The organism is Bacillus sp. FJAT-45037 (assembly GCF_002797325.1).
Taxonomy (GTDB): domain Bacteria; phylum Bacillota; class Bacilli; order Bacillales; family Bacillaceae_D; genus Alkalihalophilus.
This window is the reverse complement of sequence record NZ_KZ454938.1, coordinates 2613571-2639965: the sequence shown is the minus strand read 5'-3', so window position 1 is coordinate 2639965 and position 26395 is coordinate 2613571. Positions and strand designations below refer to the sequence as shown.

The 26395-nt window shown below is 41.3% G+C and carries 25 protein-coding genes and 1 pseudogene; 22 read left to right on the top strand and 4 right to left on the bottom strand.

All coding sequences use genetic code 11. The annotated features are described in order from the left end of the window. Positions 1-3: 3 nt before the first annotated feature. A complete protein-coding gene (locus CDZ88_RS13450; protein WP_232718643.1) occupies positions 4-1176 on the top strand; it encodes a DUF2920 family protein in 1173 nt (390 codons plus the stop codon). A gap of 133 nt (positions 1177-1309) precedes the next feature. On the opposite strand, the pseudogene CDZ88_RS13445 reads toward CDZ88_RS13450, so the two are convergent. Then, positions 1310-1500 (bottom strand): annotated as a pseudogene (locus tag CDZ88_RS13445) (transposase); the annotation flags it as partial. 960 nt (positions 1501-2460) lie between these two features. Between CDZ88_RS13445 and CDZ88_RS13440 the strand changes: the two are divergent. From CDZ88_RS13440 to CDZ88_RS13385, 12 genes are all read left to right on the top strand, one after another. After that, positions 2461-3294, top strand: a complete 834-nt coding sequence (locus CDZ88_RS13440; RefSeq protein ID WP_100374040.1) for a flagellin N-terminal helical domain-containing protein — start codon at positions 2461-2463, stop codon at positions 3292-3294. Positions 3295-3842: 548 nt separating this feature from the next. Beyond that, a complete protein-coding gene (locus CDZ88_RS13435) occupies positions 3843-4079 on the top strand; it encodes a DUF8042 domain-containing protein (RefSeq protein WP_100374039.1) in 237 nt (78 codons plus the stop codon). 18 nt (positions 4080-4097) lie between these two features. Beyond that, positions 4098-4298, top strand: coding sequence for a YjfB family protein (locus CDZ88_RS13430; RefSeq protein WP_100374038.1), 201 nt, complete (start codon positions 4098-4100; stop codon positions 4296-4298). A gap of 45 nt (positions 4299-4343) precedes the next feature. Then, positions 4344-4586, top strand: coding sequence for a hypothetical protein (locus CDZ88_RS13425; RefSeq protein ID WP_100374037.1), 243 nt, complete (start codon positions 4344-4346; stop codon positions 4584-4586). 91 nt (positions 4587-4677) lie between these two features. Next, a complete protein-coding gene (locus CDZ88_RS13420; RefSeq protein ID WP_100374036.1) occupies positions 4678-6213 on the top strand; it encodes a flagellar hook-associated protein 2 in 1536 nt (511 codons plus the stop codon). A 100-nt stretch (positions 6214-6313) separates the two neighbouring features. Further along, positions 6314-6673: a flagellar protein FlaG gene (locus CDZ88_RS13415; protein WP_100374035.1), complete on the top strand. Its 360-nt coding sequence runs from the start codon at positions 6314-6316 to the stop codon at positions 6671-6673. Between the two features lie 81 nt (positions 6674-6754). Beyond that, positions 6755-7153 carry a flagellar export chaperone FliS gene (gene fliS / locus CDZ88_RS13410; RefSeq protein WP_100374034.1) on the top strand — a complete coding sequence of 133 codons (399 nt, stop codon included), beginning with the start codon at positions 6755-6757 and terminating at the stop codon, positions 7151-7153. Then, entirely contained in the window at positions 7153-7515 is a 363-nt protein-coding gene (locus CDZ88_RS13405) for a flagellar protein (protein WP_100374033.1), read from the top strand. The genes fliS and CDZ88_RS13405 overlap by 1 nt, the downstream gene beginning before the upstream one ends. Before the next feature lie 127 nt (positions 7516-7642). After that, entirely contained in the window at positions 7643-9250 is a 1608-nt protein-coding gene (locus tag CDZ88_RS13400; RefSeq protein ID WP_198507863.1) for a sigma-54 interaction domain-containing protein, read from the top strand. 163 nt (positions 9251-9413) lie between these two features. Next, complete coding sequence (locus CDZ88_RS13395) at positions 9414-10562, top strand: iron-containing alcohol dehydrogenase (RefSeq protein WP_100374032.1); 1149 nt, start codon at positions 9414-9416, stop codon at positions 10560-10562. A 19-nt stretch (positions 10563-10581) separates the two neighbouring features. Further along, positions 10582-11964 carry a hypothetical protein gene (locus CDZ88_RS13390; RefSeq protein WP_100374031.1) on the top strand — a complete coding sequence of 461 codons (1383 nt, stop codon included), beginning with the start codon at positions 10582-10584 and terminating at the stop codon, positions 11962-11964. A 20-nt stretch (positions 11965-11984) separates the two neighbouring features. Then, complete coding sequence (locus CDZ88_RS13385; protein WP_100374030.1) at positions 11985-13403, top strand: NAD-dependent succinate-semialdehyde dehydrogenase; 1419 nt, start codon at positions 11985-11987, stop codon at positions 13401-13403. 125 nt (positions 13404-13528) lie between these two features. Here the strand turns inward: CDZ88_RS13385 and CDZ88_RS13380 are convergent, their stop codons facing one another. Continuing rightward, complete coding sequence (locus CDZ88_RS13380; protein WP_100374029.1) at positions 13529-14503, bottom strand: DUF6612 family protein; 975 nt, start codon at positions 14501-14503, stop codon at positions 13529-13531. Positions 14504-14847: 344 nt separating this feature from the next. Between CDZ88_RS13380 and cspD the strand changes: the two genes are divergently transcribed. Both cspD and hpf read left to right on the top strand, forming a co-directional pair. Beyond that, positions 14848-15045: a cold-shock protein CspD gene (cspD, locus tag CDZ88_RS13375; RefSeq protein ID WP_100374028.1), complete on the top strand. Its 198-nt coding sequence runs from the start codon at positions 14848-14850 to the stop codon at positions 15043-15045. Between the two features lie 357 nt (positions 15046-15402). Continuing rightward, positions 15403-15954, top strand: a complete 552-nt coding sequence (gene hpf / locus CDZ88_RS13370; protein ID WP_100374027.1) for a ribosome hibernation-promoting factor, HPF/YfiA family — start codon at positions 15403-15405, stop codon at positions 15952-15954. A gap of 52 nt (positions 15955-16006) precedes the next feature. Here hpf and CDZ88_RS13365 read toward each other — a convergent pair whose 3' ends face one another. Together CDZ88_RS13365 and CDZ88_RS13360 are read right to left on the bottom strand one after the other, a co-directional pair. Then, positions 16007-16666 (bottom strand): glycoside hydrolase domain-containing protein, encoded by a 660-nt coding sequence (locus CDZ88_RS13365; RefSeq protein ID WP_100374026.1) that lies wholly within the window; start codon positions 16664-16666, stop codon positions 16007-16009. Between the two features lie 297 nt (positions 16667-16963). Beyond that, positions 16964-17407, bottom strand: coding sequence for a response regulator (locus tag CDZ88_RS13360; RefSeq protein ID WP_100374025.1), 444 nt, complete (start codon positions 17405-17407; stop codon positions 16964-16966). 286 nt (positions 17408-17693) lie between these two features. Between CDZ88_RS13360 and secA the strand changes: the two genes are divergently transcribed. From secA to CDZ88_RS13325, 7 genes are all read left to right on the top strand, one after another. Further along, positions 17694-20213, top strand: a complete 2520-nt coding sequence (secA, locus tag CDZ88_RS13355) for a preprotein translocase subunit SecA (RefSeq protein ID WP_100374024.1) — start codon at positions 17694-17696, stop codon at positions 20211-20213. Between the two features lie 67 nt (positions 20214-20280). Next, positions 20281-21385, top strand: a protein-coding gene (prfB, locus tag CDZ88_RS13350; RefSeq protein ID WP_100374023.1) for a peptide chain release factor 2 whose coding sequence is annotated in 2 segments (ribosomal slippage) — positions 20281-20352 and positions 20354-21385 — 1104 coding nt in all. Because the reading frame shifts where the segments join, the coding sequence is not laid out codon by codon here. Between the two features lie 247 nt (positions 21386-21632). Continuing rightward, complete coding sequence (locus CDZ88_RS13345; protein ID WP_100374022.1) at positions 21633-22505, top strand: YitT family protein; 873 nt, start codon at positions 21633-21635, stop codon at positions 22503-22505. 76 nt (positions 22506-22581) lie between these two features. After that, positions 22582-22920: a c-type cytochrome gene (locus CDZ88_RS13340; protein WP_100374021.1), complete on the top strand. Its 339-nt coding sequence runs from the start codon at positions 22582-22584 to the stop codon at positions 22918-22920. A 313-nt stretch (positions 22921-23233) separates the two neighbouring features. Continuing rightward, entirely contained in the window at positions 23234-23920 is a 687-nt protein-coding gene (gene ftsE / locus CDZ88_RS13335) for a cell division ATP-binding protein FtsE (protein ID WP_100374020.1), read from the top strand. Further along, positions 23910-24803: a permease-like cell division protein FtsX gene (gene ftsX, locus CDZ88_RS13330; protein ID WP_100374019.1), complete on the top strand. Its 894-nt coding sequence runs from the start codon at positions 23910-23912 to the stop codon at positions 24801-24803. The genes ftsE and ftsX overlap by 11 nt, the downstream gene beginning before the upstream one ends. A gap of 71 nt (positions 24804-24874) precedes the next feature. Then, complete coding sequence (locus CDZ88_RS13325) at positions 24875-26290, top strand: murein hydrolase activator EnvC family protein (RefSeq protein WP_100374018.1); 1416 nt, start codon at positions 24875-24877, stop codon at positions 26288-26290. Positions 26291-26395: the final 105 nt, after the last annotated feature.

Sequence of the window (26395 nt, the reverse complement as noted above, 5' to 3'; positions counted from 1 at the left end):
TAAATGGAACTTAATTCAGGTGCCGAGTCTGTCACCACCCGAGTGAGTTGCTACTTTCAATTGTATAAAGGGGATAGAAAGTCAATGTCGGAACAGCATAGTTTTAATATTAAAGCTCATCACAATATATATACAGGAACAACTGGTAGAGAATTGAGAATTGATTTCTCTTTACCGCAAGATGGAGTGAATACACAAACAGGACTATTAATCTTTGTACCAGGTTTTGGTGGGAGTATTGATTCTAAAGTGTACAAAAAGATGAGAGGAATATTTGCAGATCAATACAACATGATAACTATTCAATGCGAATATTTCGGAAGTGAATTTATGCAAATGGCGGATAATTACTCAATTCGAGACGAGAAAATTCTATATAATACCTTTACAGATGAAGAGTTAAAACACATAAAAAAAGATTCATCTGTGCTATTAAATTTATTGAAAAACAAAAAAAAGATTCTGCCTGTAAAAGCAAAAATTGATGAAACGGCAGAGTTATTTAATGATATGAGTTACATGCAGGCAATAGATATTATTACTGCAATTGAGGCTGTTAAAATTATATTGATTGATAATAAGTTGGGATTTAACCCCAAAAGAACAATTGGTTACGGACATTCACAAGGGGCATATTTACTTCACTTATGTAATGTGTTAGTACCAAATCTATTCTCATATATTATTGATAATTCTGCTTGGTTAGAGCCAGTATATATAACAAGAAATAGGCATCTTTATCATCAAATTGGTTACGGTACTCTCGATATCGAGTTCGAATACCTAGCCAAAAAAATCATTAAAAATAAAAAAGACTTGAATCTAAATGTGTTGTATGATAAATATTCCGGAAACACTCAAATATTATCTTTTCAAGGTAATAATGATAATTTAGTGAATCATAATAATAAGCAAACTTTAATTGAAGGTTTATCCAATTCTCTATTTATTCTTGTAACTGAGAAGGATATAGACGACATAAAATATAAATCAAATACCCACGGTTTAAATGCAGATTTCCTAGAATTATTTACATACGCATTAGAGTATGAGTTACCCACCGCAAAAATTCCGTCAATTCTCTGGGGACTTACAGTTTGCTATAGTGGTGTAGAAATCACAAATAATATTAAGCAAGGTTTACCAGTATTTAAATTCAACTTCAAACAATATTAGAAACCTTTTTGAAGTGTTGTAAAATCTGCTTCGAAAATTATAGGATAATTTTGAGTAGTTTTAGAAATAAATGACTGAATATTTTTTTTCTGACAGGGCGTTTATTCATGAAGTGAAAATTTATGACGGTTTGTCAATCTAATTGCGACATTTTTTCCCCAAGAGCTTCGTATGAAGTTTTCCAACCAAGACATTTGCTGGGCGATGATTAATTAGATGCTAGGCCAAGTCTAAATCTTCTTTTGGTATTTGAGCTAGATCGGTCTTCTTAGGGAAGAATTCACTTAAGAGGCCGTTGGCATTCTCGTAGGTTCCACGCTGCCATGAAAGGGGGCAGTAGGTGCGGCTAAGCAAGGTCTTACTATATAACGGGTGGAATTCCCGTCGAGCAAGAGTTAGCCACTCACTCGTAGCGAGTCTTGGAGGATATTTGGTAACAAATATCTTTAAGCGTAGACAGTCAGATTGTGGGCCGAAAACCGAATGAGGCTGATGGGAAAATAGCTCCGAAATCCCAAAATTGAGAAGGCTGATGAGCTGGGCTGCTCAGAAAGCAACATTATTTCCTTCGCAAATGGCGAGAAGGAAATAACTTCTCCGGAGTCGTAGACCTTGGCACGTAAGACATGGATATAGTGCGGCAACTTGGGAGGTCCTGCGGGTCTTTTCATCTATGATGAAGAGTATGGTTTACAAGTGCTAATAAAGCTAGGAAACCATACGCCCAGCAGGGAGTCTGATAACAGCGTAGTATCTATGAAGTTGGGTAATGCTGATGGAGGAAAGGCTGTTACTTATGATCCACCCTTTGTTTCTGGTTTTAGGGTCAGTCCCCCGCTCTGCTAAAATGTAAAGCGTTAAAGCAAATTTCTGCATACATGTCCACACACAAACAAATTACCATCACCTGACTCGCTACTTATTAAATAGTGAGTTTATTTTGTTTGGTAAGTGTATTGGTCTTATACCTATATGTCTGTATCCATCACTGACATATTATCTAAGTCTAAATATCTATTTTTTTACTTCAGTTTTTGTCGATGTGAAACTGCAGCTGGAGCAATCGTTACATTTAAAACAGGAACAGAAACTTCTTTTGTTAAACCAGCAAATGTTACAGGGTCTGACATCATCATTAAACATTTTCAGAGATTTAACCGATATATATACTATACGAATGGCGAATAGAAATGAGTGGTACTAATGGAAAAGTACCGAACAAAAGGGTCATGACCCGCCGCAGTTACGCGTTAAAGCGAGATGCCCACTAAGGGAGGAAGAAAGATGATTATTCGTCATAATGCAACAGCATTGATGGCGCTCGGCCAGTTTAAGCAGCAGTCGCTTTTGATGAACCGTTCGATGGAGCGCCTTTCTTCTGGGATGCGTATTAACCGGGCTGCAGATGATGCGGCTGGTCTCGCCATTTCAGAGAAGATGCGCGCACAATTTAACGGTCTTAATCAAGCGGCGCGCAATGCGAACGATGGTATCTCTCTTATTCAAACGGCAGAAGGAGCTCTTGGTGAATCTCACTCAATTCTCCAGCGCATGCGAGAGCTAACTGTTCAGGCAGGGAATGATACGAATACATCCGCGGAAAGAGAAGCGATCTCCGGAGAGCTTGAGCAGCTTCGTGATGAGCTCGATCGCATTGGTAACACGACGGAGTTTAATACACGCAAGCTGCTTGATGGCTCGGGTTCAGATGGCAAGGTGACGCTTAATCTACAGATTGGCGCAAATGCTGGACAAAGCATGAGACTGGAATTCAATGATATGCGCGCAACAACCTTGGGACTAGGAGAAGCAGGAAGCCTGGACATTTTCAGTCATGAGCAGACGGGTGAAACGCTTGAACGGATTGATCAGGCGCTGGCTAGCGTTTCTTCAGAGCGGTCTCGTTACGGTGCGTATCAGAATAGACTAGGTCATACAATTGCCAATCTCGAAAACACTTCTGAGAACATTCAAGCGGCAGAGTCGCGCATTCGCGATGTTGATATGGCGCGCGAAATAATGGAGTACACGAAGCGTTCGATTCTTTCTCAAGTAGCGCTTACAATAATGGCGCAAGCAAATCAACAACCACAATCAGTACTACAATTACTTGGATAATCTTTTCGAGTCCATGTTGTATCTAGTGAATGGGTTTCTTCCCATCCAGTGTTTCGGGGTCAGTGCCCCGCTCTGCTAAAGTGTAAAGCGTTATAGTGGATATACACAAATAAATTATCATCACCTGACTCACTACTACTCATTATATAGTGAGTTTATTTTGTTTGCTGGGTGCGTGTATTGGTCAGATATCTGGAGGTCTGATCCATCAAATACTATCTATGTATAAATAACTATTATTTCAGTTTTTATCACTGTGAAAATGCAGCTGGAGCAATCGTTACATCTAAAACAGGAATAGAAGCTACTCTTATCCAACCAGTCAATGTAACCGGGTCTGACATCATCATTAAACATTTCCAGAGTTTTAGCCGATATATATACTATACGAATGGCGAATAGAAGTGAGTGGTACTAGTGGAAAAGTACCGCGATGTGATGGGACATACTGTAGAGTTATCAAAAACGATGGTAGAAGGAACAAGTCACTTTCAGTTTTTACTAAACGAAGGTAGGTTTGAGCAAGCGATTATTTCTTTGAGGATATTATGAAGGCGTATGCTGCGATCGAACGTTCAATAACACCTGTGTTAGAAGAAATCGAAGGGGAAGAATTTTACTCTCAACTTACAAAGGTTCGTGAAAGCATGGAACTTGTTTTGACTCATTTTGAGAATAAGGAATTTGGACGTGTGAAGGAAGTAGTCCAGTTTAATTTGCTTTCACAAGTGAATAAGATGGAAGCGGAAAGTACAAAAGCTTTTTCAAAATACTTGGTTTCGTAATCGAAAAGGAGAGTTGAAATGGATATTGCATTACTTTCAATGGCGCTTAATCAAGGACAAGTCCAGCAACAAGCATCGATGGCTATCATGAAAAAAGCGATGGGCACTGCCGAGCAACAAGGCGATGCGTTGCAAAAAATAATGAGTTCAGCTGACTTGAGCGCGATCCAACACGCCACTCAGCCTCATTTAGGCGGAAGCATTGATTTGAAACTATAAGAGTAGCCGTGCGGTTGCTCTTTTCTTCTTAAGAGAGGCGATATAGTGGACAAGGAATTAAAAGAAAAAATTGATTTTTTGAAGGAACAATTAGAGTGGAGCAAGAAACAATCTATCCTACTTGAGCAAATTGAACAACATTTGGTGAAGATGAGAGAGATTGCAGAAGTTGCGCTTGACCTAAGATTATCTATAGATACCAGTAATGAGTTGAACGATCAGTTTGCCGAGTTACAAGCCGTGGTGACAGATTTACAGAAACAGGCGAATCCAGTGACTATTCATTAAACAAACGTTTGATTAATGACTAGTCACTTGAAAGTAAGAGGGTAAAGACCGATATAATTAATAACAGAAAGATTCGTGAGGAGTGAGTTAGATGAGAATAGGTGGATTAGCATCTGGAATGGATACAGAACAGATGATCAAAGATCTGATGAAGGCAGAAAGACTTCCTGTTGATAAAATGCAACAAGATCGGCAAATTGCTGAGTGGAAAAGGGATGGATATCGTGAGGTTAATACTGAGCTATTAAATTTCCGGTCGTCTATTACGAATACAGGTATTGGACGTAACGCAACCTTTTTCCAAAAGGACGTTACTAGTTCTAATTCTAATTTAGTTACAGCAACTGCGTTAGGTGCTGCAGCTAATACTGTTTCAAGGGTAGAGGTAGAACGTTTAGCTCGTCCTGCAACTTGGCAAGCAACACATGAGCCGACTTACGAAACTGGTACAGCTCGTACCTTATCGTTTAAAGTAACAGATCCTGGTAAAGATACAGCTAGGGATGTGTCGCTGTCGATTGGTGAAAATGATTCAATCCAAACAGTGATTGACAAAATTAACCGGTCTTCTCTAGGTGTAACGGCCATGAAGGGTGAAATCTACAATGAAGACACAAAAGCATATGAAGAACGAATTGTCTTCACTAATCGAGAAACTGGTGAAGGTGGACAGTTGGAAGTTTTAGATGATGAAACAAAAGATTTTATGGCTACTTTAGGGTTTACTAACCCCGACTTTTCGATGATGAAAAATGAAGGTCAAGATGCTATTTTTAAAGTCAATGGTTTCCAAATGAAAAGTACATCAAATAGTGCAACGATAAATAACATTAATTTTACGTTTAACAATGTAACCAATGGTGAAGAAGTTATGATTAGTGCGAGGACTGACACTGATGCCATCATGGATGAAATCTTAGGGTTTATCGAAAAATATAATGAACTTATTGATCTCGTCAATGGAAAGCTACAAGATGAGCGTCATCGTGATTTTAGACCATTAACGGATGAACAACGAAGAGCAATGTCAGATGACGAAATAGAACGTTGGGAAGAGAAAGCACAAAGTGGGATGCTTCGTAACGATTCGATTCTATCTTCTGGTCTAAATCAATTAAGAAGGGACTTATACACACCTGTTTCTAATGATTCAGTCACTGCCCTAAATCAACTTGCAAAGTTAGGGATTGTTACGACGAATAATTTTAGGGATGGAGGAAAGCTTGTTTTAGATCCCTTATCAACTGGCCCAGAAGGCAATCGAATGTCAGGGGAAGAGCGTCTTCGCAAAGCTATAGAAGAAGATCCAGAAGGAATTTATCAATTATTTATGGCCAATGGAGATTCATACGAAGAAAAAGGTATTATCCGTCGTGTTCAAGAGAGTATTAATAATACGATTAGTAGAAGTATTACCGATCGTGCAGGTAGAGAAGGAAGAGCAAATCACCAATATACGATCGGAAGAGAAATTGCTCAAATAGATAATAGAATCACCAACTTCGAGCGTCGTCTCCAACAAGTCGAAGATCGCTACAGGAGTCAATTCACTATGATGGAGAAGGCAATGCAACAAGCCAATGCGCAAGCGGAATCCTTGTTTGCTCAACTTTATGGTGGACAGTAGTCGAGAGAGAGTCTCAAAATTAGTTTTTGAGGCTCTTTTTTCTTGAAAAGCATGACATTTAGACCGATATAAAAGAAAAAGTGTTTTTCGGAGGTGCTCTATGGAAATTATCAAATCTTCACCATCACAACTGCCAGAATGGCCTAAAAAAGAGAATGTCGCTGAGGAACAGAAACCTACTGAGCTCATTGAAAAAGGGATCAAAAATGTTCAAGAAGAACGGAAGCACTCCCATTCAAAAGAGTTACTAGATCATCAAGTTGAGAGTATGAACGAATTACTTCAATCGGGCTTAACATCATTGAAATTCAATGTGCATGAGGACTTAGATCGTTTGTTCGTTCAAGTTGTTGATCTAGAAACCGACGAAGTGGTCAAAGAATTTCCGCCTGAGAAATTCCTCGATATGGTTGCCTCAATGTTAAAGCATGCGGGTCTGATTGTTGATGAGCGAATTTAATTCTTAACATTGTCAATGTTTGGCCGATATATATAATGTACAATCACCATAAGGATATGGATTAGAAAGGGTGACATGAACATGGCAACAAGTATGCAATCGGCTTATAAGCAAAATGCGATGAAGACAGCTTCCCCGGGGGAGTTGACTTTGATGTTATATAACGGATGTTTAAAGTTTATGAAATTAACACGTGCGGCTATTGAAGAGCAAGACCTAGAGAAGCGTAACGTTAACTCAATAAAGGCTCAAAATATTATTCGTGAATTAATGGTCACATTAAAGACAGATAATGAAGTCGGCCAAAACATGATGAGAATGTATGACTTCATTTTAAACCGTCTGATGGAAGCGAATATTAAGAGTGATTTAACGGCGTTAGCGGAAGCGGAAGAGCTTGTGACTGATTTCCGTGATACGTGGAAGCAAGTGATCCAAATAGATCGAAAAGCTCGTCATGGCGCAGGCGGTAAGGCGTAATGTCGGTTGTAAAAGAGTTGTTTGTAACGACACGATCCTTTGTGGAGTTTGTCGGACAACCTATACCAGAAGACGAAGAAGCGCGTGAGGAATACCTCAAAAAGATTAATGAGGAATTAGCGAAGCGGGAGCCGTTGATTGCACAAGTCGACCGCGAGAATCTAACTGAAAGTGAAAAAGCCCTAGGAGCAGAGCTCGTGAAGTTAAACGAGAAACTGACAGAAAGATTGGCTATTATCAGCTCTCAGATTCAAGACGACTTAAAGAAGATCAAGATCAAAAAGCAAACAGGACATAAATACGAACACCCTTACGAAGGACCGACAGCAGATGGCGTGTTTTTTGACAAACGTGGGGTGTAAAATGAGCGCGGGTTCCTGAAAAGGGCTTGCGCTTTTTTGATTTGCATTCTGTTGGTGATAACTAACTTTTGTTTGCGTTTGGCTAGGTTATACTATGAAAAAGGAATGTTGAAGGAAGTGATGGTATATGTTAAAAATGTCTGACTCGATAGAAGAGGCGATCGCGCTATTTTCATCGAAAGGAAATGAGTATTTGGAGGTTCAAAATGAGGATGGTGAGGTCATCGGATTGCTTACTTTGAGTGCCTTAAATGAAGCGATTCAACAAAAGGGGATTGACCATTCAATTGAACGTTTAATTGACCGGAAGGACTTAATCGAATTGCAGCCACTTCCTAAAACGATCGATGAAAATGACTATTCCAAGCTAATACAAAGCCATGTCTTTGAAGAAATCATTCATTCCCTCTATGACGGTGTCTACATCACGAATCAAGATGGCGTGACAGTAGCAATTAATCGGGCGTATGAGCGGATTACAGGGATTAAAGCACAAGAAGTGGTTGGTTATCATATGGAAGACCTTGAAAAAGCAGGCTTTATTTCAAAATCTGTCTCAATTGAGGTGTTAAAGGAGAAGCGTCCGATCACGAGAATGCAAACGATTAAAAATGAGCGAAAAATCATTGTCTCAGGGACACCAATCTTTGCAGAAGATCGCCAAGTGTTATATGTGATTAATAGTGTTCGAGATATTACAGAACTATTGCGCCTAAAGCATGAGATCGAGGAGTTGCAGGAGGTAAAGTCACTACGCCAAAATGCAAAGGATATGAACAGTGATATCTATCGCGAGATTCTGCATTCATCGATTATTAGTGAAGAAACGTTTGAGATCTATGAGCTTGCAGAGCGTATCGCTAAAACAGATGTGAAAGTGTTAATTCAAGGTGAAACGGGTGTAGGAAAGACGTTAATCGCCAAGTTTATTCATGAAAAGAGCAACCGAGTAAAGCAGCCTTTCTTTGAATTGAATTGTGGAGCCCTTCCTGCAGCTTTAATTGAAGCAGAGCTTTTTGGCTATGTGGCCGGTGCATTTACGGGGGCTTCTGCAAAAGGGAAAAAAGGATTAATGGAATTAGCTCATGAAGGTACGCTCTTTTTAGATGAAATAGGTGACTTACCGCTCGAGCTGCAAGTGAAGTTATTAAAAGTCGTCGAAGAAAATAAATTTATTCCTGTTGGGTCAACCGAGGTGAAGCATGTTGATGTCAGGGTGATTGCCGCATCTCATAAAAATTTGAAGGAGATGGTGGCTCGGGGGACGTTTAGAGAGGATTTGTATTATCGATTAAGTGTGGTACCTTTGACGATTTCTTCCTTACGGCATAGAAGAAAAGAGATTATTCCGCTTATCGATTACTATTTAGAGAAATGCAACGAAAAGTATGGCTACGACAAGCAATTCTCGCTTGAGGCATTGGATACGTTATCAGAATACCATTGGCCAGGGAATATTCGTGAATTGATTAATGTGGTGGAACGGTTAGTTGTGACGACAAAAGCCCCGACTATTGACGTGCAACATGTTCCTGAAGAATGTCGTACTTCCTATAAGGACCACTTGGATACGGAAGAGATGCTCCCTTTAAAAACGGCGATATCTAAACTGGAACGAGAGTTAATTATGAGAGCATTGAAGAAATATAGAACGACTAGAAAAGCAGCAGAGGTCTTACAAGTGAGTCAATCAACGATCGTCCAAAAGATGAAAAAGTGGGAACGTGATGAGTAGAATAATAATCAAATTCTTTATTTTGATTGGTATCCTACTCAAAAAATAGAGTTGGAAGAATACACCTTTATCTTGAGTGTGCTTCTCTGATCTACATTTTCTGAATATTTTAAACGTTGGCACGGCTCTTGCATTTAACAAAAGCAAGAAGGAGGCGTTTACAATGAATATCGCAACATTTAAAAGTGCGAATAAGTTGATTACAGGCGAAGGGTCAATTGAAAGATTACTAGAAGAAGTGCAAAGGTTAGAGATGAAAAATCCATTAATCGTAACGGATCAAATCCTAGTCGAGATAGGCGTCGTAGAAACAGTTCAATCTAAATTAAAAGGGCTTACGAATGATATATATAGTGGAGTAAAGCCTGAACCTGATATTTTACTCGTGGAAGAATGTACATCTATTTTTAAACAAGGAAAGCACGATGGAATCATTGCTGTTGGGGGAGGGAGTGTTCTTGATATAGGAAAGAGTGTCTCTGTATTTGCCAATTACAACGGCGAAATTGAAGAACTATTTGGAACCGATCTTGTTCCTGAAAAAGGGTATCCAATCATTGCGATCCCGACAACAGCTGGCACAGGATCAGAAGTGACGAATATCGCGATTCTTTCTGATAAACAAGCCCAATTAAAAAAAGGAATTGTAAGCGACTACATGTTGCCAGATATAGCGATCGTGGCTCCTGAAATGACGCTTACAATGCCTCCATCTGTGACGGCTGCAAGTGGGGTCGATGCGCTTGTTCATGCGATTGAGGCTTATATTTCGGTTAACGCTTCTCCGATCACCGATTCCTTGGCGATTGGGGCAGTAAAGCTTATAACTGAGAATTTACCTAAAGCTTATGCCAACCCAAATCATATGAGAGCGCGAGAGAATATGGCGACGGCTAGTTTAATGGCGGGGATGGCTTTTGGAAATGCAGGAGTAGGAGCGGTTCATGCTCTAGCTTATCCTCTTGGTGGGAGATATAACATCCCTCATGGAGTAAGCAATGCTCTTTTGCTCCCATATGTGATGGAATGGAACAAAATTGGCTGCTTAGAACGATTTAGAGATATTGCGATTGCGTTAGGTGAAAATGTAAGAGAGCTTTCAGATAGACAAGCTGCTGACGTAGCAGTGAGTGCGATGAAGACTTTGTGTGAGGCTGTTAATATCCCAAGTGGACTACGTTCATTTAACGTGCCAGAAGAAGACATTCCTTCGATGGCTGAAGATGCAAGTAAAATTGATCGATTACTAAAAAATAATCCTCGATTGTTCTCGGTTAAGGACATTGAAATGATCTATCAATCTGCGTATTAAAAGGTAAGGGGGGATAGAGATGTTGTGGAAGCAAAGAAAAGATGGTGAAGAAACACCTTATACGCCGCTTGGTCCGTTTAAATTAAGATTGCCTTTTCTCCATTACAGATTTGAGTTACCTGATTACTTCCAAGGCTTACTGATGTGTGCGGTCGATTTAGCTGCCATTCCATTAATGGTTCAATACTTAGGAATGCCGTTTGAGGTGGCATTAGCGGTCGTTATTTTAAATGGATTATTATATTTAACGCATCATTTACTTGGAGATCCTGTCGTACCAGGCTGGATTACACCAGCGATTCCATTGATGATTTTATTTGTAACGCAATTTCCTGAAGGTGATGAGAGGATCTATGCATTGATTGCCTTTCAATTGACCTTAGGGATATTCTCGATATTCCTCGGGGTGACAGGACTAGCTAGTAAAGTTGTGAAATTAGTTCCGAATGCTTTAAAAGCAGGTGTCATTTTAGGGGCAGGTTTTGCAGCGGTCATTTCTATTTTTGAAGTGGGAGGACGCTTCGAGCTATTTCCGATCACAATCAGTATTACATGTGCGGTAGCTTTTTATCTTATTTTCTCCAAACATTTCGCCAAGCTGAAAGCAAGGGGTGGCGTATGGCGTGTTCTTGCTAACTTAGGGATTTTCCCGATTATCTTATTAGCTATCATTATTGCGCCATTAGCGGGTGAAGCATCTTGGCCGCAAATTCAGTGGGGATTCAGTAAACCCGATTTTGCGACTTTGTTCACGGAGTTTACTGTATTTGGGTTAGGCTTTCCACCATTGATGATGTTTATCTCTTCCATTCCGACTGTACTCGCTACGTATATCGTGTTATTTGGTGATGTATTGCAAAGTAAAGCACTTGTTAGTGAAGCAGATGAGGTTCGAAAAGATGAAAAAATCGATTATGATCCGAACCGTGCTCATTTAATTTTTGGTGGTCGTAATGCTACGATGGGGATCTTTGGGCCAGATATTGTGATGTGCGGACCGTTATGGGCAGCGATGCAAGTCGTGGTTATCGAGCGGTACAAAGATGGAAAGAAAGCAATGCATTCTATTTTTGGAGGATCTGGTTCATTCCGTTGGGGAACGAATACAGGACTTTTATTGTTACCGGTCGTTAGCTTAGTAGAACCAATTCTTGGGGTTGCCCTTGCTTTAACCCTTCTTATTCAAGGGTATGTAAGTGTTCGTGTAGGGATTATGCAAGCAAGGAGTCAACGTGATTTAGGGGTTGCAGGTATTATCGGTGCTGTTCTTGCCACGAAAGGTGCAACGTGGGCCTTCGCAGTAGGAATCATTCTTTGCCTAGTTGTCTACGGTAAAGATTTCTTTAAAGGTGATGAAGAAAAAGAAGAATTTGACTATGAGCGTACAAAAAAAGCTCAATGATAAATAGAGGAGTGGGTATGATGAAACACTACCAGCATTTTATTAATGGTGAGTGGGTAGGTCATGATTCAGAAGCGATTGAAGTGACGAATCCTGCTACAGCAGAAGTGATCGCAACGGTTTCAAATGGAGGAGAATCGGAGGCGAGAGATGCAGCGGATGCAGCTTTTAATGCGTTTCAAGAGTGGTCAGGTTATTCAGCTTATGAACGTGCCGAGCTGATTAGAAAATGGCATGACTTGATTGATCAAAACAAAGAAGAGATTGCTGAAGTGATGACTCGTGAACAAGGGAAACCCTTCAAAGAAGCCTTAGGAGAAATGAATTATGCAAATGGATTCTTTTCTTGGTATGCAGAAGAGGCCAAGCGTATTTACGGTGAAACGATTCCAGCAACCCAGCGTAACAAGCGATTGTTTGTTCATAAGCAACCGGTCGGAGTTGTCGCAGCGATCACGCCATGGAACTTTCCTGCCGCAATGATTACAAGAAAAGTGGGGCCGGCATTAGCGGCTGGATGTACTATTGTTTTAAAGCCAGCTAATTTAACCCCGCTTACGGCGATTAAGATGGTCGAACTGGCCACAGAAGCTGGAATTCCTAAAGGAGTCATCAATCTTGTGACGGGTAATTCAAGGGCAATCGGTAAGGTGTGGCTAGAGGATGATCGAATTCGAAAGCTAACATTTACCGGATCAACGGAGGTTGGTAAAACATTACTAAAAGGAGCAGCAGACACGGTTAAGAAAGTGTCGATGGAGCTTGGAGGACATGCCCCGGTTATCGTACTTGATGATGCCGATTTAGATAAGGCGGTAGAAGGAGTGATTGCGTCGAAGTTTCGAAATGCAGGTCAAACATGCGTCTGCTCGAATCGAATCTATGTTCATGAATCGATTCAAGAGCCATTTATCCAGAAGCTAGTGGCTAAAGTAAAAGAGCTACGCATTGGAAATGGACTAGAAGAAGGGGTCGATATCGGACCTCTTATTGATAAAGCAGCTGTTGATAAAGTCCGAAAACATATTGAAGATGCAGTTAATCAAGGAGCTAAAATCGAGGTAGGAGGTAATCTTGTAGGGCAGCTCTTTATGGAGCCAACGATCTTATCTCAAGTGAACGATGAGATGATTTGCATGACGGATGAAACATTTGGTCCACTTGCGCCTGTGACTACTTTTAAAACAGAAGAGGAAGTCATTAAGCGTGCCAATGATTCAATCTTTGGTCTAGCAGCTTATGTGTTTACCGAAAACATCACACGCGGCATCCGTATGACTGAAGCGCTCGAATATGGAATTATTGGATTGAATGATGGTCTTCCATCAACACCGCAAGCGCCATTTGGTGGATTCAAACAAAGTGGCATTGGAAGAGAGGGAGGTCATTACGGCCTAGAAGATTATTTGGAAATTAAGTATGTATCTCTAGGGCTTTAATGGGGATCATTTAAAACGATAACCCGAATAATGGATGCTTCCATTGTTCGGGTTTTTTAGTTCTGGTAAGGGGGCGATATTGATAAAGAAAAACAGCGCAAATGGAATGCGCTGTTTTTCTTTATTTACTCGTCTGTTTCTTCTTCAACCACTTCAAATTCTGCTTCATCGAACTCTTCCAGCTCCCCAAGGTCTAAACTGAACTCTTCGGCTGTTTCGATTGCTTCTGTTGGAACAGTGATGCTGTCGATGTCGTTGAAGTGCGAGAACGTTCCTGTCGTGTTTTGAACCATCGAAATCGATTCGCCCTCCGTTTCCATACTGAATTCCATAAACATATCGATTTCCTCTTGGAAGAATGTTTCTTTATTAATGTGGATGGCATAGTCCATACGTGAAATATCCATGAATGCTGTCAATTCGCTGAACCCTTCTGCAAAGGCATCACCAAACATCATATGAAGTTGATCGGCCATTTGATCAAAGGATTGTCCGGACCCTTCGATGGTGATGATGTAATGATTTCCTTCTTCCGTTAGTGTCAGGTTGTCAGCATATGATTGTAACAACTCTAGCTGCTCTTCGGGGTTCATCTGCATGTCTTGAATAGCTATGAACTCTTCTTGAAATTCTTCAGGATAGCTAAACCAAAAATCTTCCATTCCGTCATACATGAACACACCCTCTTCGGTGAAGTACATTTCGGTTACATAGGCATCTTCGCCGAAATCAGGCATGGTCATCGTTGTTTGTTGATGAAAAGCAAGCGGCTCTTCGATCATATCCATTCTCATGGATATATCAGTGGCAATTGTTTCATCTTGTCCGAGCGATGTTTCTTGGGAGATGTTCATATCTGTGCGATAGCTTTTAACATTGTTCATCGCTTCAATTGATTTTGCAAGAACGTCCTCTACAGTGAGCGTATCTTCCGCAGGAGCGACAACCTCTTCTTCCTCTACATCCGGCTCGGGTGCATCAACTTCGGTTTCCGTTTCTGTCTCTGTGGGTTCTTCTGTTTCTGTGGTCGACGTTTCGTTGCAACCGGTCATGATCATCAGTGCGACGAGTCCAGCTCCGATCCATTTCAACTTTTTCATGTTCGTACATCCCCTTTTTCGTTCGTGTTTCATTACATGACTTATTTTACCAAAGTTTAGAGTGAGAAGGTAGGGAGAAACGAGAATAAATTGGAAGATAGAGGGAAATACGTCCTTTGTACTTAGGTATAAACGATGAGATTAGAGACGTTTGGAGGAAATGAAAAATGGGCGAAAGGCTCAAAAAGCAAGCGGTTACAACTATTTCACAATCATAGCTTGATAATTTACAATGTTTTCAGTTAATTTTATATGTAAAGCGTTTGACAACGAATAATGACCTTGATATAGTAAAAGTGTGGAAAATTTCCACATGAATTACGATACGAAGGGAATGTGAAAACATGCAAGGAAAAGTAAAATGGTTCAATGCAGAAAAAGGATTTGGTTTTATCGAGCGTGAAGATGGAGACGATGTATTCGTACATTTCTCAGCTATCGAATCTGAAGGATTTAAGTCTTTAGACGAAGGTCAAGACGTTGAATTTGAAATTGTTGAAGGTGCTCGTGGACCTCAAGCTGCAAACGTAGTTAAGCTTTAATTCACATTCCTGGGTAGGAAATGAACTATAGCTATAACGATCCAACCCATCCTGATTTCAGGGTGGGTTTTTAGTATTCTAAAATACCTTTTCCCTTTCGCTTGAAAATACATTTGTCGAATAAGGGAAGGATTGGAACGATTGAAAACGGCCAAGGTGGATAGCCTATGAAGGTGGCAGAATACCGTCATATCGGTTACTTGAAACATTCGAAATTGCCGATCGTTCAAACGAAATGATACGTATATTTCTCTACGTGTAGAAAATTGTCACAATTTAATAATTAATTTTATGTTTAAGAAGGAATATTAAACGGGTATGTAGAATACTAACTACATAGAAAAGGAGGAGTTCTTTATGAATTATAATATTCGTGGTGAAAACATCGAAGTAACTCCAGCATTGCGTGACTATGTTGAGAAAAAAGTTGGGAAGCTTGAACGCTATTTCGACACAACGCCTGTTGCTGATGTCAATGTTAAAATGCAGGTGCTCAATACCCAACACATCATCGAGGTGACAATCCCAATGCCGCAGCTCTTATTACGTGGTGAGGAAGTCCACACTGATATGTATGCGGCCATTGATAATGTGATTGAGAAGCTTGAACGTCAAATTCGCAAGCACAAAACAAAAGTAAACCGCAAGTTCCGTCAAGAAGGAAGCTTGAAATACATGTTCAAAAATGAACTAGAGCCTCTTGAACAAGAAGAATTGGATGACGATGAAATTCAAGTGGTCCGTAAAAAACGTTTCAACCTTAAGCCAATGGATGCAGAGGAAGCGATTCTGCAGATGGATATGTTAGGTCATAGCTTCTTCGTCTTCCAAAATGCTGTAGACGGTGTGACAAATGTTGTGTATCGCCGTAAAGACGGTAAGTATGGTTTAATTGAATCAGAAGCTTAAATTAAAAATGTGAAAGGAGCGCAGCCATCGATGCTGTGCTCCTTTTTTGTCTTTATCCTAATGATTCATATAGCTTTGTTTCCATTAACACCGTGTCAATCGGGCATGTTTCGGAATCGCGCCCATATTGCCATGCCCAGACGTTGGCCTCGCAATCAGGTCGAGCTGGGTTGTAGCGCGGGATTCGATTTTTCGGGCTGGTACCGGGTTCTGGCTCGGCACTAAAAATAACAGCTTGCTGACGTACCGTTTCACTTGATTCGGCTGCCGCGCAATAGGCCGCGTTAAAATCTCCTTCTACGGGGTCTCCGTAATAACCGGGGCGAAACGGACTATTTAAGAAAGCGCCTGCCCACGCGGTGATCCACGCTGCATCGACAGGGAAGAAGTTTTCGATATTGGCGAAGATAAAGCTCCCTTCGCCGATACCGAGCCTCCTTGCTTGGAAGATCGCATTACGTGCGGCGACATGGCCAGCCCGGTCCCCGATGGCTTCGCTGAAATTATTGTAAATCGGCATGATCTTCATTCCTTGATTGCGAATATAACCGATCTCTTCACGCGTGAGACCATCACTCACATTTTCAATGGTGGTCAAGTAACGACCCCAAAAGTCAGGCTGCCCATAGTTTGATGTCACGCAAGCATACAGATCTTCGGTAACCGCCGCCGCGGAGTCAACCCCCCAGTTAATATTGCGATTTAATCTCATACAATCTCTTCCTCTCTCATTAAAATCAATCCTCATGCATGATTTAGCATGCTAGAATACATGACTTTTCGTTGATGTGTGGTGTAGGCGCGTCGTTTCGCGCAAGTTTACGAGGTTTCCGCGCATATTGATGGATTTTTCGCGCGACTAGCAGACGTTTTCGCGCAACTTCAGTCCATTTCCGCGCAAACGCTTCAATATAATGGAAATAAAAACAAATTTCCTTTCTCCACTCTATGCCGTTCTGGGCGTTTGTGGGACTGATTTGCTTAAACCAACATGAAAAAAGCTACTCATTTAATGTGAGTAGCGGTCATTCGTTAAAAATAATTGATCAACTTCATCTTGTTGAAAGGAGTGGTTTTTCATCCTTTTATGCGTTTGTTCAAAGCGGTCAAGTGCCTGTTGGAGTCGGTCGAATTCGAACGGTTTGATGACGTAATCGACCGCACCGTATCTGAAGGCGGTTTGAATCGTTTGGCAATCGTTCACCGATGCGAGAAACATCACATCGACAGGGTGATTGATCCGTCTTAATTCTTTCAAAAAGTCCAACCCGTTTTCTTGCTGCAAATAGACGTCGAGTAAAATTAAATCGATATGCTTCGATTTAAGGTAGTCCCATCCTTCTGTCACGCTTGGTGCAGTGCCGATGAGTTTATAGGAAGAGAAGCGTTCAATAAAGATTGCATTAAATTTAGCAACCATTGGGTCATTTTCAATGATAAGTACATGGATCATAGCGTTAATAAGGGATTATTGTTCGAGCGTTCATTCATCCCTTCTCCTTTCGATAGGTGACTGCATAGGCTTCACGTGCCTCTCGAGAGCAACTTCCTATAGCAGCTTCTACTTTTCAAATACCCCATAACCTAGCTTTATTAAACATTTTCTTAATTGTTTAGGGGTAAGCCATTCTCAATTACCTTGTAAGGCTAGATTTAAACTGTTAAAATTAAGCATAAGTGAGATAAAGCTTCACGTTCATAATTCACACTATGAGCTGAATGAAGAGAGGGCGAATCCAATGCTAGGACTACTAAAGAAAGTCATAGGCGATCCAAGCCAACGTCAAGTAAAGAAGAACGAAAAGATTGTGGACAAGGTTGATGAGCTTGCTGATGACATGAAAAAGCTATCAGATGATGATCTGAAGAATAAAACAACAGAATTTAAGCAGCGTCTTGAAAAGGGCGAAACGGTAGATGATTTATTACCAGAAGCGTTTGCGACGGTACGAGAAGCATCGACTCGAGTATTAAAAATGACGCCTTACCGCGTGCAGATTCTCGGGGGGATTGCCTTACACCAAGGGAATATTTCTGAGATGAAAACAGGGGAAGGGAAAACCTTAGTTGGAACGTTGCCTGTGTACTTAAATGCGCTTACAGGAAAAGGTGTCCATGTTGTCACGGTCAATGAATATTTAGCACGTCGTGACTGTGAGATGATGGGCGAACTCTATCGTTTCCTCGGCTTAACGGTAGGTCTGAACGAATCAGGCTTGTCAAAAGAAGAGAAAGCAGAATCGTATCGCGCAGACATTACCTACAGCACGAATAATGAGCTAGGCTTTGATTATCTTCGTGATAACATGGTGCTTTACAAAGAGCAAATGGTGCAACGACCACTTAACTTTGCCTTAGTCGATGAGGTTGACTCGATCTTAGTCGATGAAGCGAGAACGCCGTTGATCATTTCAGGCTCGATTGAACGTTCGACTCAACTGTATACACAAGCAAACTCGTTTATTCGTGTGTTAAAAGTAGAAGAAGATTACACGTTTGATGAGAAGTCAAAAGCGGTACAGTTAACAGAAGAAGGGGTTTCAAAAGCCGAACGTGCCTTTGGAATTGAGAACTTATATGATCAAAAGCACGTACAATTAAATCACCATTTAAATCAATCATTAAAAGCGCATATTGTGATGCAGCGTGATTCGGATTATGTTGTTGAAGACGGGGAAGTCGTTATTGTCGATAGCTTTACGGGCCGTCTAATGAAAGGTCGTCGCTACAGCGATGGTCTTCACCAAGCGATCGAGGCAAAAGAAGGAATGCAGATCCAGCGTGAGAGCATGACGCTTGCTTCGATTACATTCCAAAACTACTTCCGTATGTATCAAAAGCTTGCCGGGATGACAGGTACAGCGAAGACGGAAGAAGAAGAGTTCCGCAATATTTATGGAATGGACGTTATGGTTATTCCAACGAACCGCCCGATTGCACGTGCGGATAATGCGGATCTGATCTATAAAACAATGGAAGCGAAATTTAAAGCTGTTGTGACAGAAATTGAAGAAATCTACAAAAAAGGCCAACCTATTCTAGTTGGTACAGTCAGCGTAGAGACGTCTGAACTTGTTTCGAAGCTTCTGAACAAACGTCGCGTCCCTCACCATGTGTTAAACGCGAAAAACCATGAGCATGAGGCAGAAATTATTGAAGGTGCGGGTCAAAAAGGCGCTGTCACGATCGCGACAAATATGGCGGGCCGTGGTACTGATATCAAGCTTGGTGAAGGCGTTCGCGAGCTAGGTGGTCTACATGTATTAGGAACAGAACGTCATGAAAGTCGTCGAATTGATAACCAGCTTCGTGGACGTGCCGGTCGTCAAGGGGACCCAGGTTCTTCTCAATTCTATTTATCGATGGAAGATGAATTGATGCGTCGTTTCGGTTCGGATAATATGCGCGCGATGATGGAGCGTCTTGGAATGGAAGAAGACCAACCGATTGAGAGTCGCCTCGTATCTCGTGCGGTTGAAACGGCTCAAAAACGCGTAGAGGGCAATAACTTCGATGCGCGTAAGCAAATCTTGCAATATGATGATGTTATGCGTGAACAACGTGAAATCATTTACAAGCAGCGTATGGAAGTATTAGAGTCTGACAATCTACGTAAAATTGTTGAAGGCATGATTAACGATGTGATTAATCGCACCGTTCGTCTGCATACACCAACGAGTGAAGTGCCAGAGGATTGGGACTTAACGGCTGTTGTCAATTACATGAACGCCAACCTTCTTCAAGAAGGCGAGATCGCTGAAAAGGAAATTAAAGGTCTTGATCCTGAAGAGATGGTTGAACTCATTTGGGAAAAGGTAAAAGAACGCTACAACGAGAAAGAAGAGCAGTTTACAACTGAGCATATGCGTGAGTTCGAGAAAGTTATTATGCTTCGTACCGTTGATCGCAAGTGGATGAATCATATCGACCAAATGGATCAACTACGTCAAGGGATTCATTTACGTGCCTACGGACAAAATGATCCATTGCGTGAATATCGTTTCGAAGGCTTTGAAATGTTTGAAGCGATGATTGCATCTATTGAGGAAGAAGTATCGATGTACATCATGAAAGCACAAGTTCAGCAAAACCTTGAGCGCCAAAAAGTCGCTGAAGGAAAAGCGGTCCACCAAGACACATCGAAACAAGAAGTAAAGAAAAAGAAACCAATCCGCAAAGGCGAAACGATCGGACGTAACGATGCTTGCGTTTGTGGAAGCGGAAAAAAATACAAAAACTGCTGCGGCACGAATCAGTAGGAAACAAGCGAGTAGCAGGTAGCTAAAAGCTAGAGGCTACCTGCTAAATATCTCATGAGGTGAGAAAATGGAATTAGTAGAAGTGAAGCAAGAATTAGCAGCAATGGCCAAGCGATTAACGGACTTTAGGGGGTCTCTTTGACTTAGAGGCTAAGCAAGAACGGATCGCGGAGTTGGATGAATTTATGACAGATCCAGAATTTTGGAACGATCAAGAATCCGCTCAAACAGTAATCAATGAATCGAACGCTTTAAAGGAGCATGTAAATACCTTCTTAAGGCTAGAAGAAGAACACGAAAACTTAGAAGTCTCGTATGAACTAGTGAAAGAAGAAGAGGACTCAGGTCTTGAAGAAGAACTAGATACAGGGTTTAAAGCGTTACTAGAGGAGATCAATGCATTTGAACTACAGCTTCTTTTAAGTGAGCCGTACGACAAGAACAATGCGATCTTAGAGCTGCATCCTGGTGCTGGAGGAACAGAATCTCAAGACTGGGCGTCGATGCTACTACGCATGTACACGCGCTGGTCAGAGCGTCGCGGCTTTAAAGTCGAGACGATGGATTACTTACCAGGCGATGAAGCGGGTGTGAAAAGTGTCACGCTACTCATTAAAGGACATAATGCGTACGGGTATTTAAAAGCGGAAAAAGGGGTTCACCGCCTCGTTCGTATTTCACCTTTTGATTCCTCCGGTCGCAGACATACATCGTTTGTATCGTGTGAAATTATGCCAGAATTAGATGATACCGTCGAAATTGACATTCGTACCGAAGATTTAAAGGTCGATACGTATCGTGCAAGTGGCGCTGGTGGTCAGCATATTAATACGACCGACTCGGCGATTCGCATTACTCATTTACCGACAAATACGGTCGTTACGTGTCAAAGTGAACGGTCTCAGATTAAAAACCGTGACCATGCGATGAAGATGTTAAAGTCAAAGCTTTATCAACTAGAGATCGAAAAGCAACAACAAGAACTAGCGGACATACGTGGCGAACAAAAAGAGATCGGTTGGGGCTCGCAAATTCGCTCGTATGTGTTCCATCCTTATAGTATGGTGAAAGATCACCGCACAAACTTTGAGATCGGAAACACAAATGCCGTCATGGACGGAGAACTAGACGGATTTATAAATGCGTATCTACGTTCATTCTTGAAAATGTAAATTCAGTAACGGGGAGGCTGTTCAACGGAGCAGCCTTTTTTTTGGTTTCTGTCGATTGTTGCCCGGGAAATTTGTCGAGGACTTTACTACGATGTCGGAAGAGTATTAATGATAAAACGCTACCTCTCTTAGTTGCGCCCGCTACTCCTTTACCGCATTAGTGAGCTCGCATTTACAGTTTATAAAGCGGGTGCTATACTACCGAAGGATTTAGGACATATTAAGAAGAAAAGAGAGTGTGACAAGCATGGGGAATTCAAAAAGGCGGCGTGAGCCACGCAAACCTTTAACGCAAAGCATCATTGATTACACGTACATACTTCTTGGGTCAGCGATTGTGGCCTTATCTTTTAACTTATTCTTATTACCAAACAAAATTGCCTCGGGTGGTGTAAGTGGGATCAGTACACTGCTCACTTACACAGTCGGTTTTGAGCCTGCCTACACATTATGGGCGTTCAACATTCCTTTATTCATTTTAGGGATATTTCTATTAGGTGGGTTTAAATATGGAATCAAAACATTAGTCGGGACGGTCTTCTTACCTTTGGTCGTTTTCCTCTCCCGTGATTGGTCCGTAGGGATTGAAGATCCATTACTTGGTGCCTTATTCGGAGGGATCGGCGTAGGGCTCGGTCTTGGAACAGTCTTTCGCGCTAATGCCAGTACAGGTGGAACGGATCTAGCCGCTCAAATTGCGCAAAAATATACAGGCCTATCAATTGGGTTCTGCGTGTTCGTCATTGATGGTCTCATCGTCTTAACATCTGCTCTCGTGTTCGGGTTGGAGTTGGCACTTTATGCCTTAATTGCATTATTTGTTACAGGAAAAACGATTGATATCGTGCAAATGGGGGTAGGCTATGCAAAGGTAGCCCTTATTATCTCTAGTCATCAAGAGGAAGTTCGCCAAAGCATTATTAAAGATGTAGATCGCGGGGTGACAAAGCTAAGCGGATACGGTGGCTATACGGATGCGGAAAGACCTGTGTTGATGTGTGTAGTGAATCAACAGGAAGTCACAAAATTGAAACAAATCGTTAGAGCCGTTGATCCTAAAGCGTTTGTCGTCGTTACGAATGCAACTGAGGTGCTTGGAGAAGGATTCAAACGAGCATAAGAGATAATAAATCAGCTATACTGATAACTGGGGAAAACCCCAAAACCAACCATATAATGAAGGAGGAAATACAACTATGAAAAAATTTCTAGTAGCTATTGGTGCAATTGCTATGTTAACAGCATGTGGCGGCGGCGATGAAGAAGCTCCAGTAGATGAGACGCCAGCTGACGAAGCGCCAGCGGATGAGGCAACAAGCTATGATGCAGATTCAGCTCGTGCAACGTATGAAGCTAGCTGTATCGGATGTCACGGTGGAAATCTTGAAGGAGGAGGCGGACCGGCGTTAATCGGAACAGGTCTATCTGCTTCAGAAATTGAAGACATTATTCATAATGGTGTTGGAACAATGCCAGCTCAAAACGTTGAGGATGATGAAGCATCAAACTTAGCGGAATGGTTAGCTGCTCAATAACACCTAAGATCTATTCTCATCATAGAGAGTAGATCTTTTTTGTTGTGAAAACATGTTATGTTATACCATTTTTTTTACAATTGGAACAAGACTTGAAATGAAAATGTAATATAAATGAACATGCATAAGTTTCAAATGATGGTATAATGGGTAAGCGAGCCGACAGAAAAATCTAAATAAGGTGAGCTTTCTACAAAAGAATACATTGCATACATAAAAGGGTTTGTGTATGAAGTAACTAAGGGTAAGTAGCGTTCCTAAAGATTAGATTCATACAAAATCCACGATATACTGAACGCAAGGAAGTGATTTTTTGATCGAAATGAAAGATGTTTGGAAGATGTATCCTAACAATATCCAAGCGATAAATGGTATTAACATTAAAATTGAAAAAGGTGAGTTCGTTTACGTTGTTGGACCGAGTGGTGCGGGGAAATCAACATTCATTAAAATGATGTACCGCGAAGAGCGCCCGACAAAAGGCGACATTCTTATAGATAATACGAACCTTTCGACGATAAAAGAAAAGCATATTCCGAAGTTACGTCGTCGTATAGGTGTGGTGTTCCAAGATTTTAAACTTCTGACAAGTCTAACAGTCTATGAAAATGTAGCCTTTGCGCTAGAAGTGATCGAAGAAGATCCTGCGGTCATTAAACGCAAAGTAATGAATGTTCTAGACATTGTTCGTTTGAAAAACAAGGCGAGAGCATTACCTGATGAACTTTCAGGTGGAGAACAGCAACGTGTCGCGATTGCGCGTTCGATTGTGAACCAACCAGAAGTGTTGATTGCCGATGAGCCAACAGGAAATCTCGATCCAGATACAGCGTGGGAGATTATGTCGATCTTAGAAGACATTAACCACCGTGGAACGACGGTCATTATGGCCACTCATAATAAAGACATTGTGAATACGATCAAGCGTCGAGTCATTGCCATCGAAAGTGGACGAGTGGTCCGTGATCAGGTAAAGGGGGACTACGGTTATGAAATTTAGAACCCTTGGACGACACGTGAAAGAAGGAACGAAGAACCTTGGACGTAATGGCTGGATGACTTTTGCGTCAATCAGTGCGGTGACAGTCATGCTGTTTGTCGTTGGTGCGTTTTTACTATTAATCTTGAATGCGAACCATTTTGCTAGTAGTGTAGAAGATGATGTAGAAGTTCGCGTCTATATTGAACGAACATCGTCACCAGAACAGCAAGAGGAATTGCGAGAGCAGATTGAAACGACCCCTCATGTTGAAAGTGTGACCTTCTTGAGTAAAGAAGACGGGCTCGATCAATTGATTGAAAGCCTCGATGATGTAGGTGGAGCATTTGAATCGATTCGTGAAGAGAACCCTCTAAATGATGCGTTCGTTGTACGAGCATCGAGTCCGCAATTAACGGAAACGGTCGCTATGACGATTGAAGAAATGCCTAATGTTGAGGCGATTAATTATGGAAAAGATTTTGTTGAGCGACTGTTCGCTTTTACGGATCTTGCTCGGACGATTGGGATTGTCTTAATAGTAGGTATGATGTTCACGGCAATGTTTTTAATTGCTAACACGATTAAGATCACGATCATTGCAAGAAAACGAGAAATTCAAATTATGAAACTAGTCGGAGCAACAAACAGCTTTATCCGCTGGCCTTTCTTTGTTGAAGGGATGTTGCTGGGGATTATCGGGTCATTAACGCCTATTCTAATCTTAGGATTTGGCTATGTGTATGTCTATTCTACATTTGGTCTACAGTTTGAGATGATTTTCTTCTCACTTATTCCACCATTCCCGTACGTTTGGCAGATTGCCGCGTTGTTGATTGGAATTGGTGCATTTATCGGAGTGTGGGGAAGTGTTATGTCTGTACGTAAGTTCTTAAAAGTTTAAACAAAAATGAAATGTCCATCGTAGCAGCTAGAGATGTTGCTACGATACATATAGAGGAGGAGCAAGATCGAATGAGAAGGAGAATCGGATTAGTCGCAGCAGCCGCTTTACTAACATTTAGTTTGTTTGGTCCATACCCGTCTACAGATGTCGCTTTTGCCAATAGCGAGTTGAAAAATAAAATTTCTGATGTACAACGTGAGCAAAATCAAAACAACGAAAAAGCTAATAAAACAGAGGCAGAGCTTGCTGAAATTGAGCGTGAAATGCAAGCAGTTAATGATGAAATGCGCGAGATTGATCAACAAATGTCTGAAACAAACCAAAAGCTTCGTGAAAAGCGTGCGGAGATTGAACAAACACGTGAACAAATTGAAGATTTACAAGTTGAAATTGTTGTATTAGAAGAAAGAATCGCCGAGCGTGATGAATTATTAAAGGAACGTGCGCGTTCGATGTATCAATCAGGTGGATCGATTAATTACCTAGAGGTCGTTCTTGGGGCAAGAGATTTCGGAGATTTCCTTGACCGAGTTAGTGCTTTGACAGTGATCGCTCAACAAGACCGTAACATTTTAGATGCGCATATTGAAGATCAATATGCACTTGAAGCGGCGAAAGAAGAAGTCGAAGAGCAACTTCAAAATCTTGAAGAGCAATTAATGGAACTTGAAGAACTGAGTGCACAGCTTGAAGAACAACGTCAAGAGAAGGATCGTCTCCTTGGTCAGCTAGAACAGCAAGAAGATGAGCTTCACACAGACCTTGGAAACCTTGAAGATGAAAATTCGATCTTAAAGGAACAAGAAGCTACGTTAAAGCAACAGCTTGCTGACTACGAAGCAGAACAAGAGCGCAAACGTAAGGAAGCAGAACGTCTAGAAGCGGAACGTAAAGCCCAAGAAGAAGCAACAGCAAAAGCGGCCGCTGAATCGGCAGCAGCAGCAAGAGCAGCACAGTCAGCTGCGGCAACACAACAAACAACGTCAAGAAGTTCAGGTTCAAGCTCGAACTCAAATGCAAACTCTAATGCAAGTAGCAACACGCAACATAGTGCTCCTGCAGCGACGAGTTCTGGATTTATGCGTCCAGCAACAGGCTCGGTTACATCGACTTATGGGCCGCGCACATCTTTTGGGGGCCGTATGCATCATGGAATTGATATTGGGAAAAATGGGCGTTCAGGAGATGTTCCAATTGTAGCTGTAGGGGATGGTCAAGTCGTTCGTGCTTACTACTCAAATAGTTACGGGAATACCGTATTAATCTCTCACATTGTGGACGGTCGTCAAATTACGACGTTGTATGCACATCTTGAAAACTTAGAGGTTCGTGATGGACAAACTGTCTCAAAAGGACAACGTCTAGGGATGATGGGAAATACAGGTCGTTCATTTGGACCACATTTACACTTTGAAGTACACGAAGGTGGCTGGAACGGTGCGAAATCGAACTCAGTCGATCCTTTTAAATATATTCCACGTTAATCATTGATTTAAACCTCGTAGTGAAATTCACTGCGGGGTTTTTCACAATCTTTTAGACTTTAGAAGTAAACGTCTTTTGACTTACAATTCAACCTTGTTTAGAAT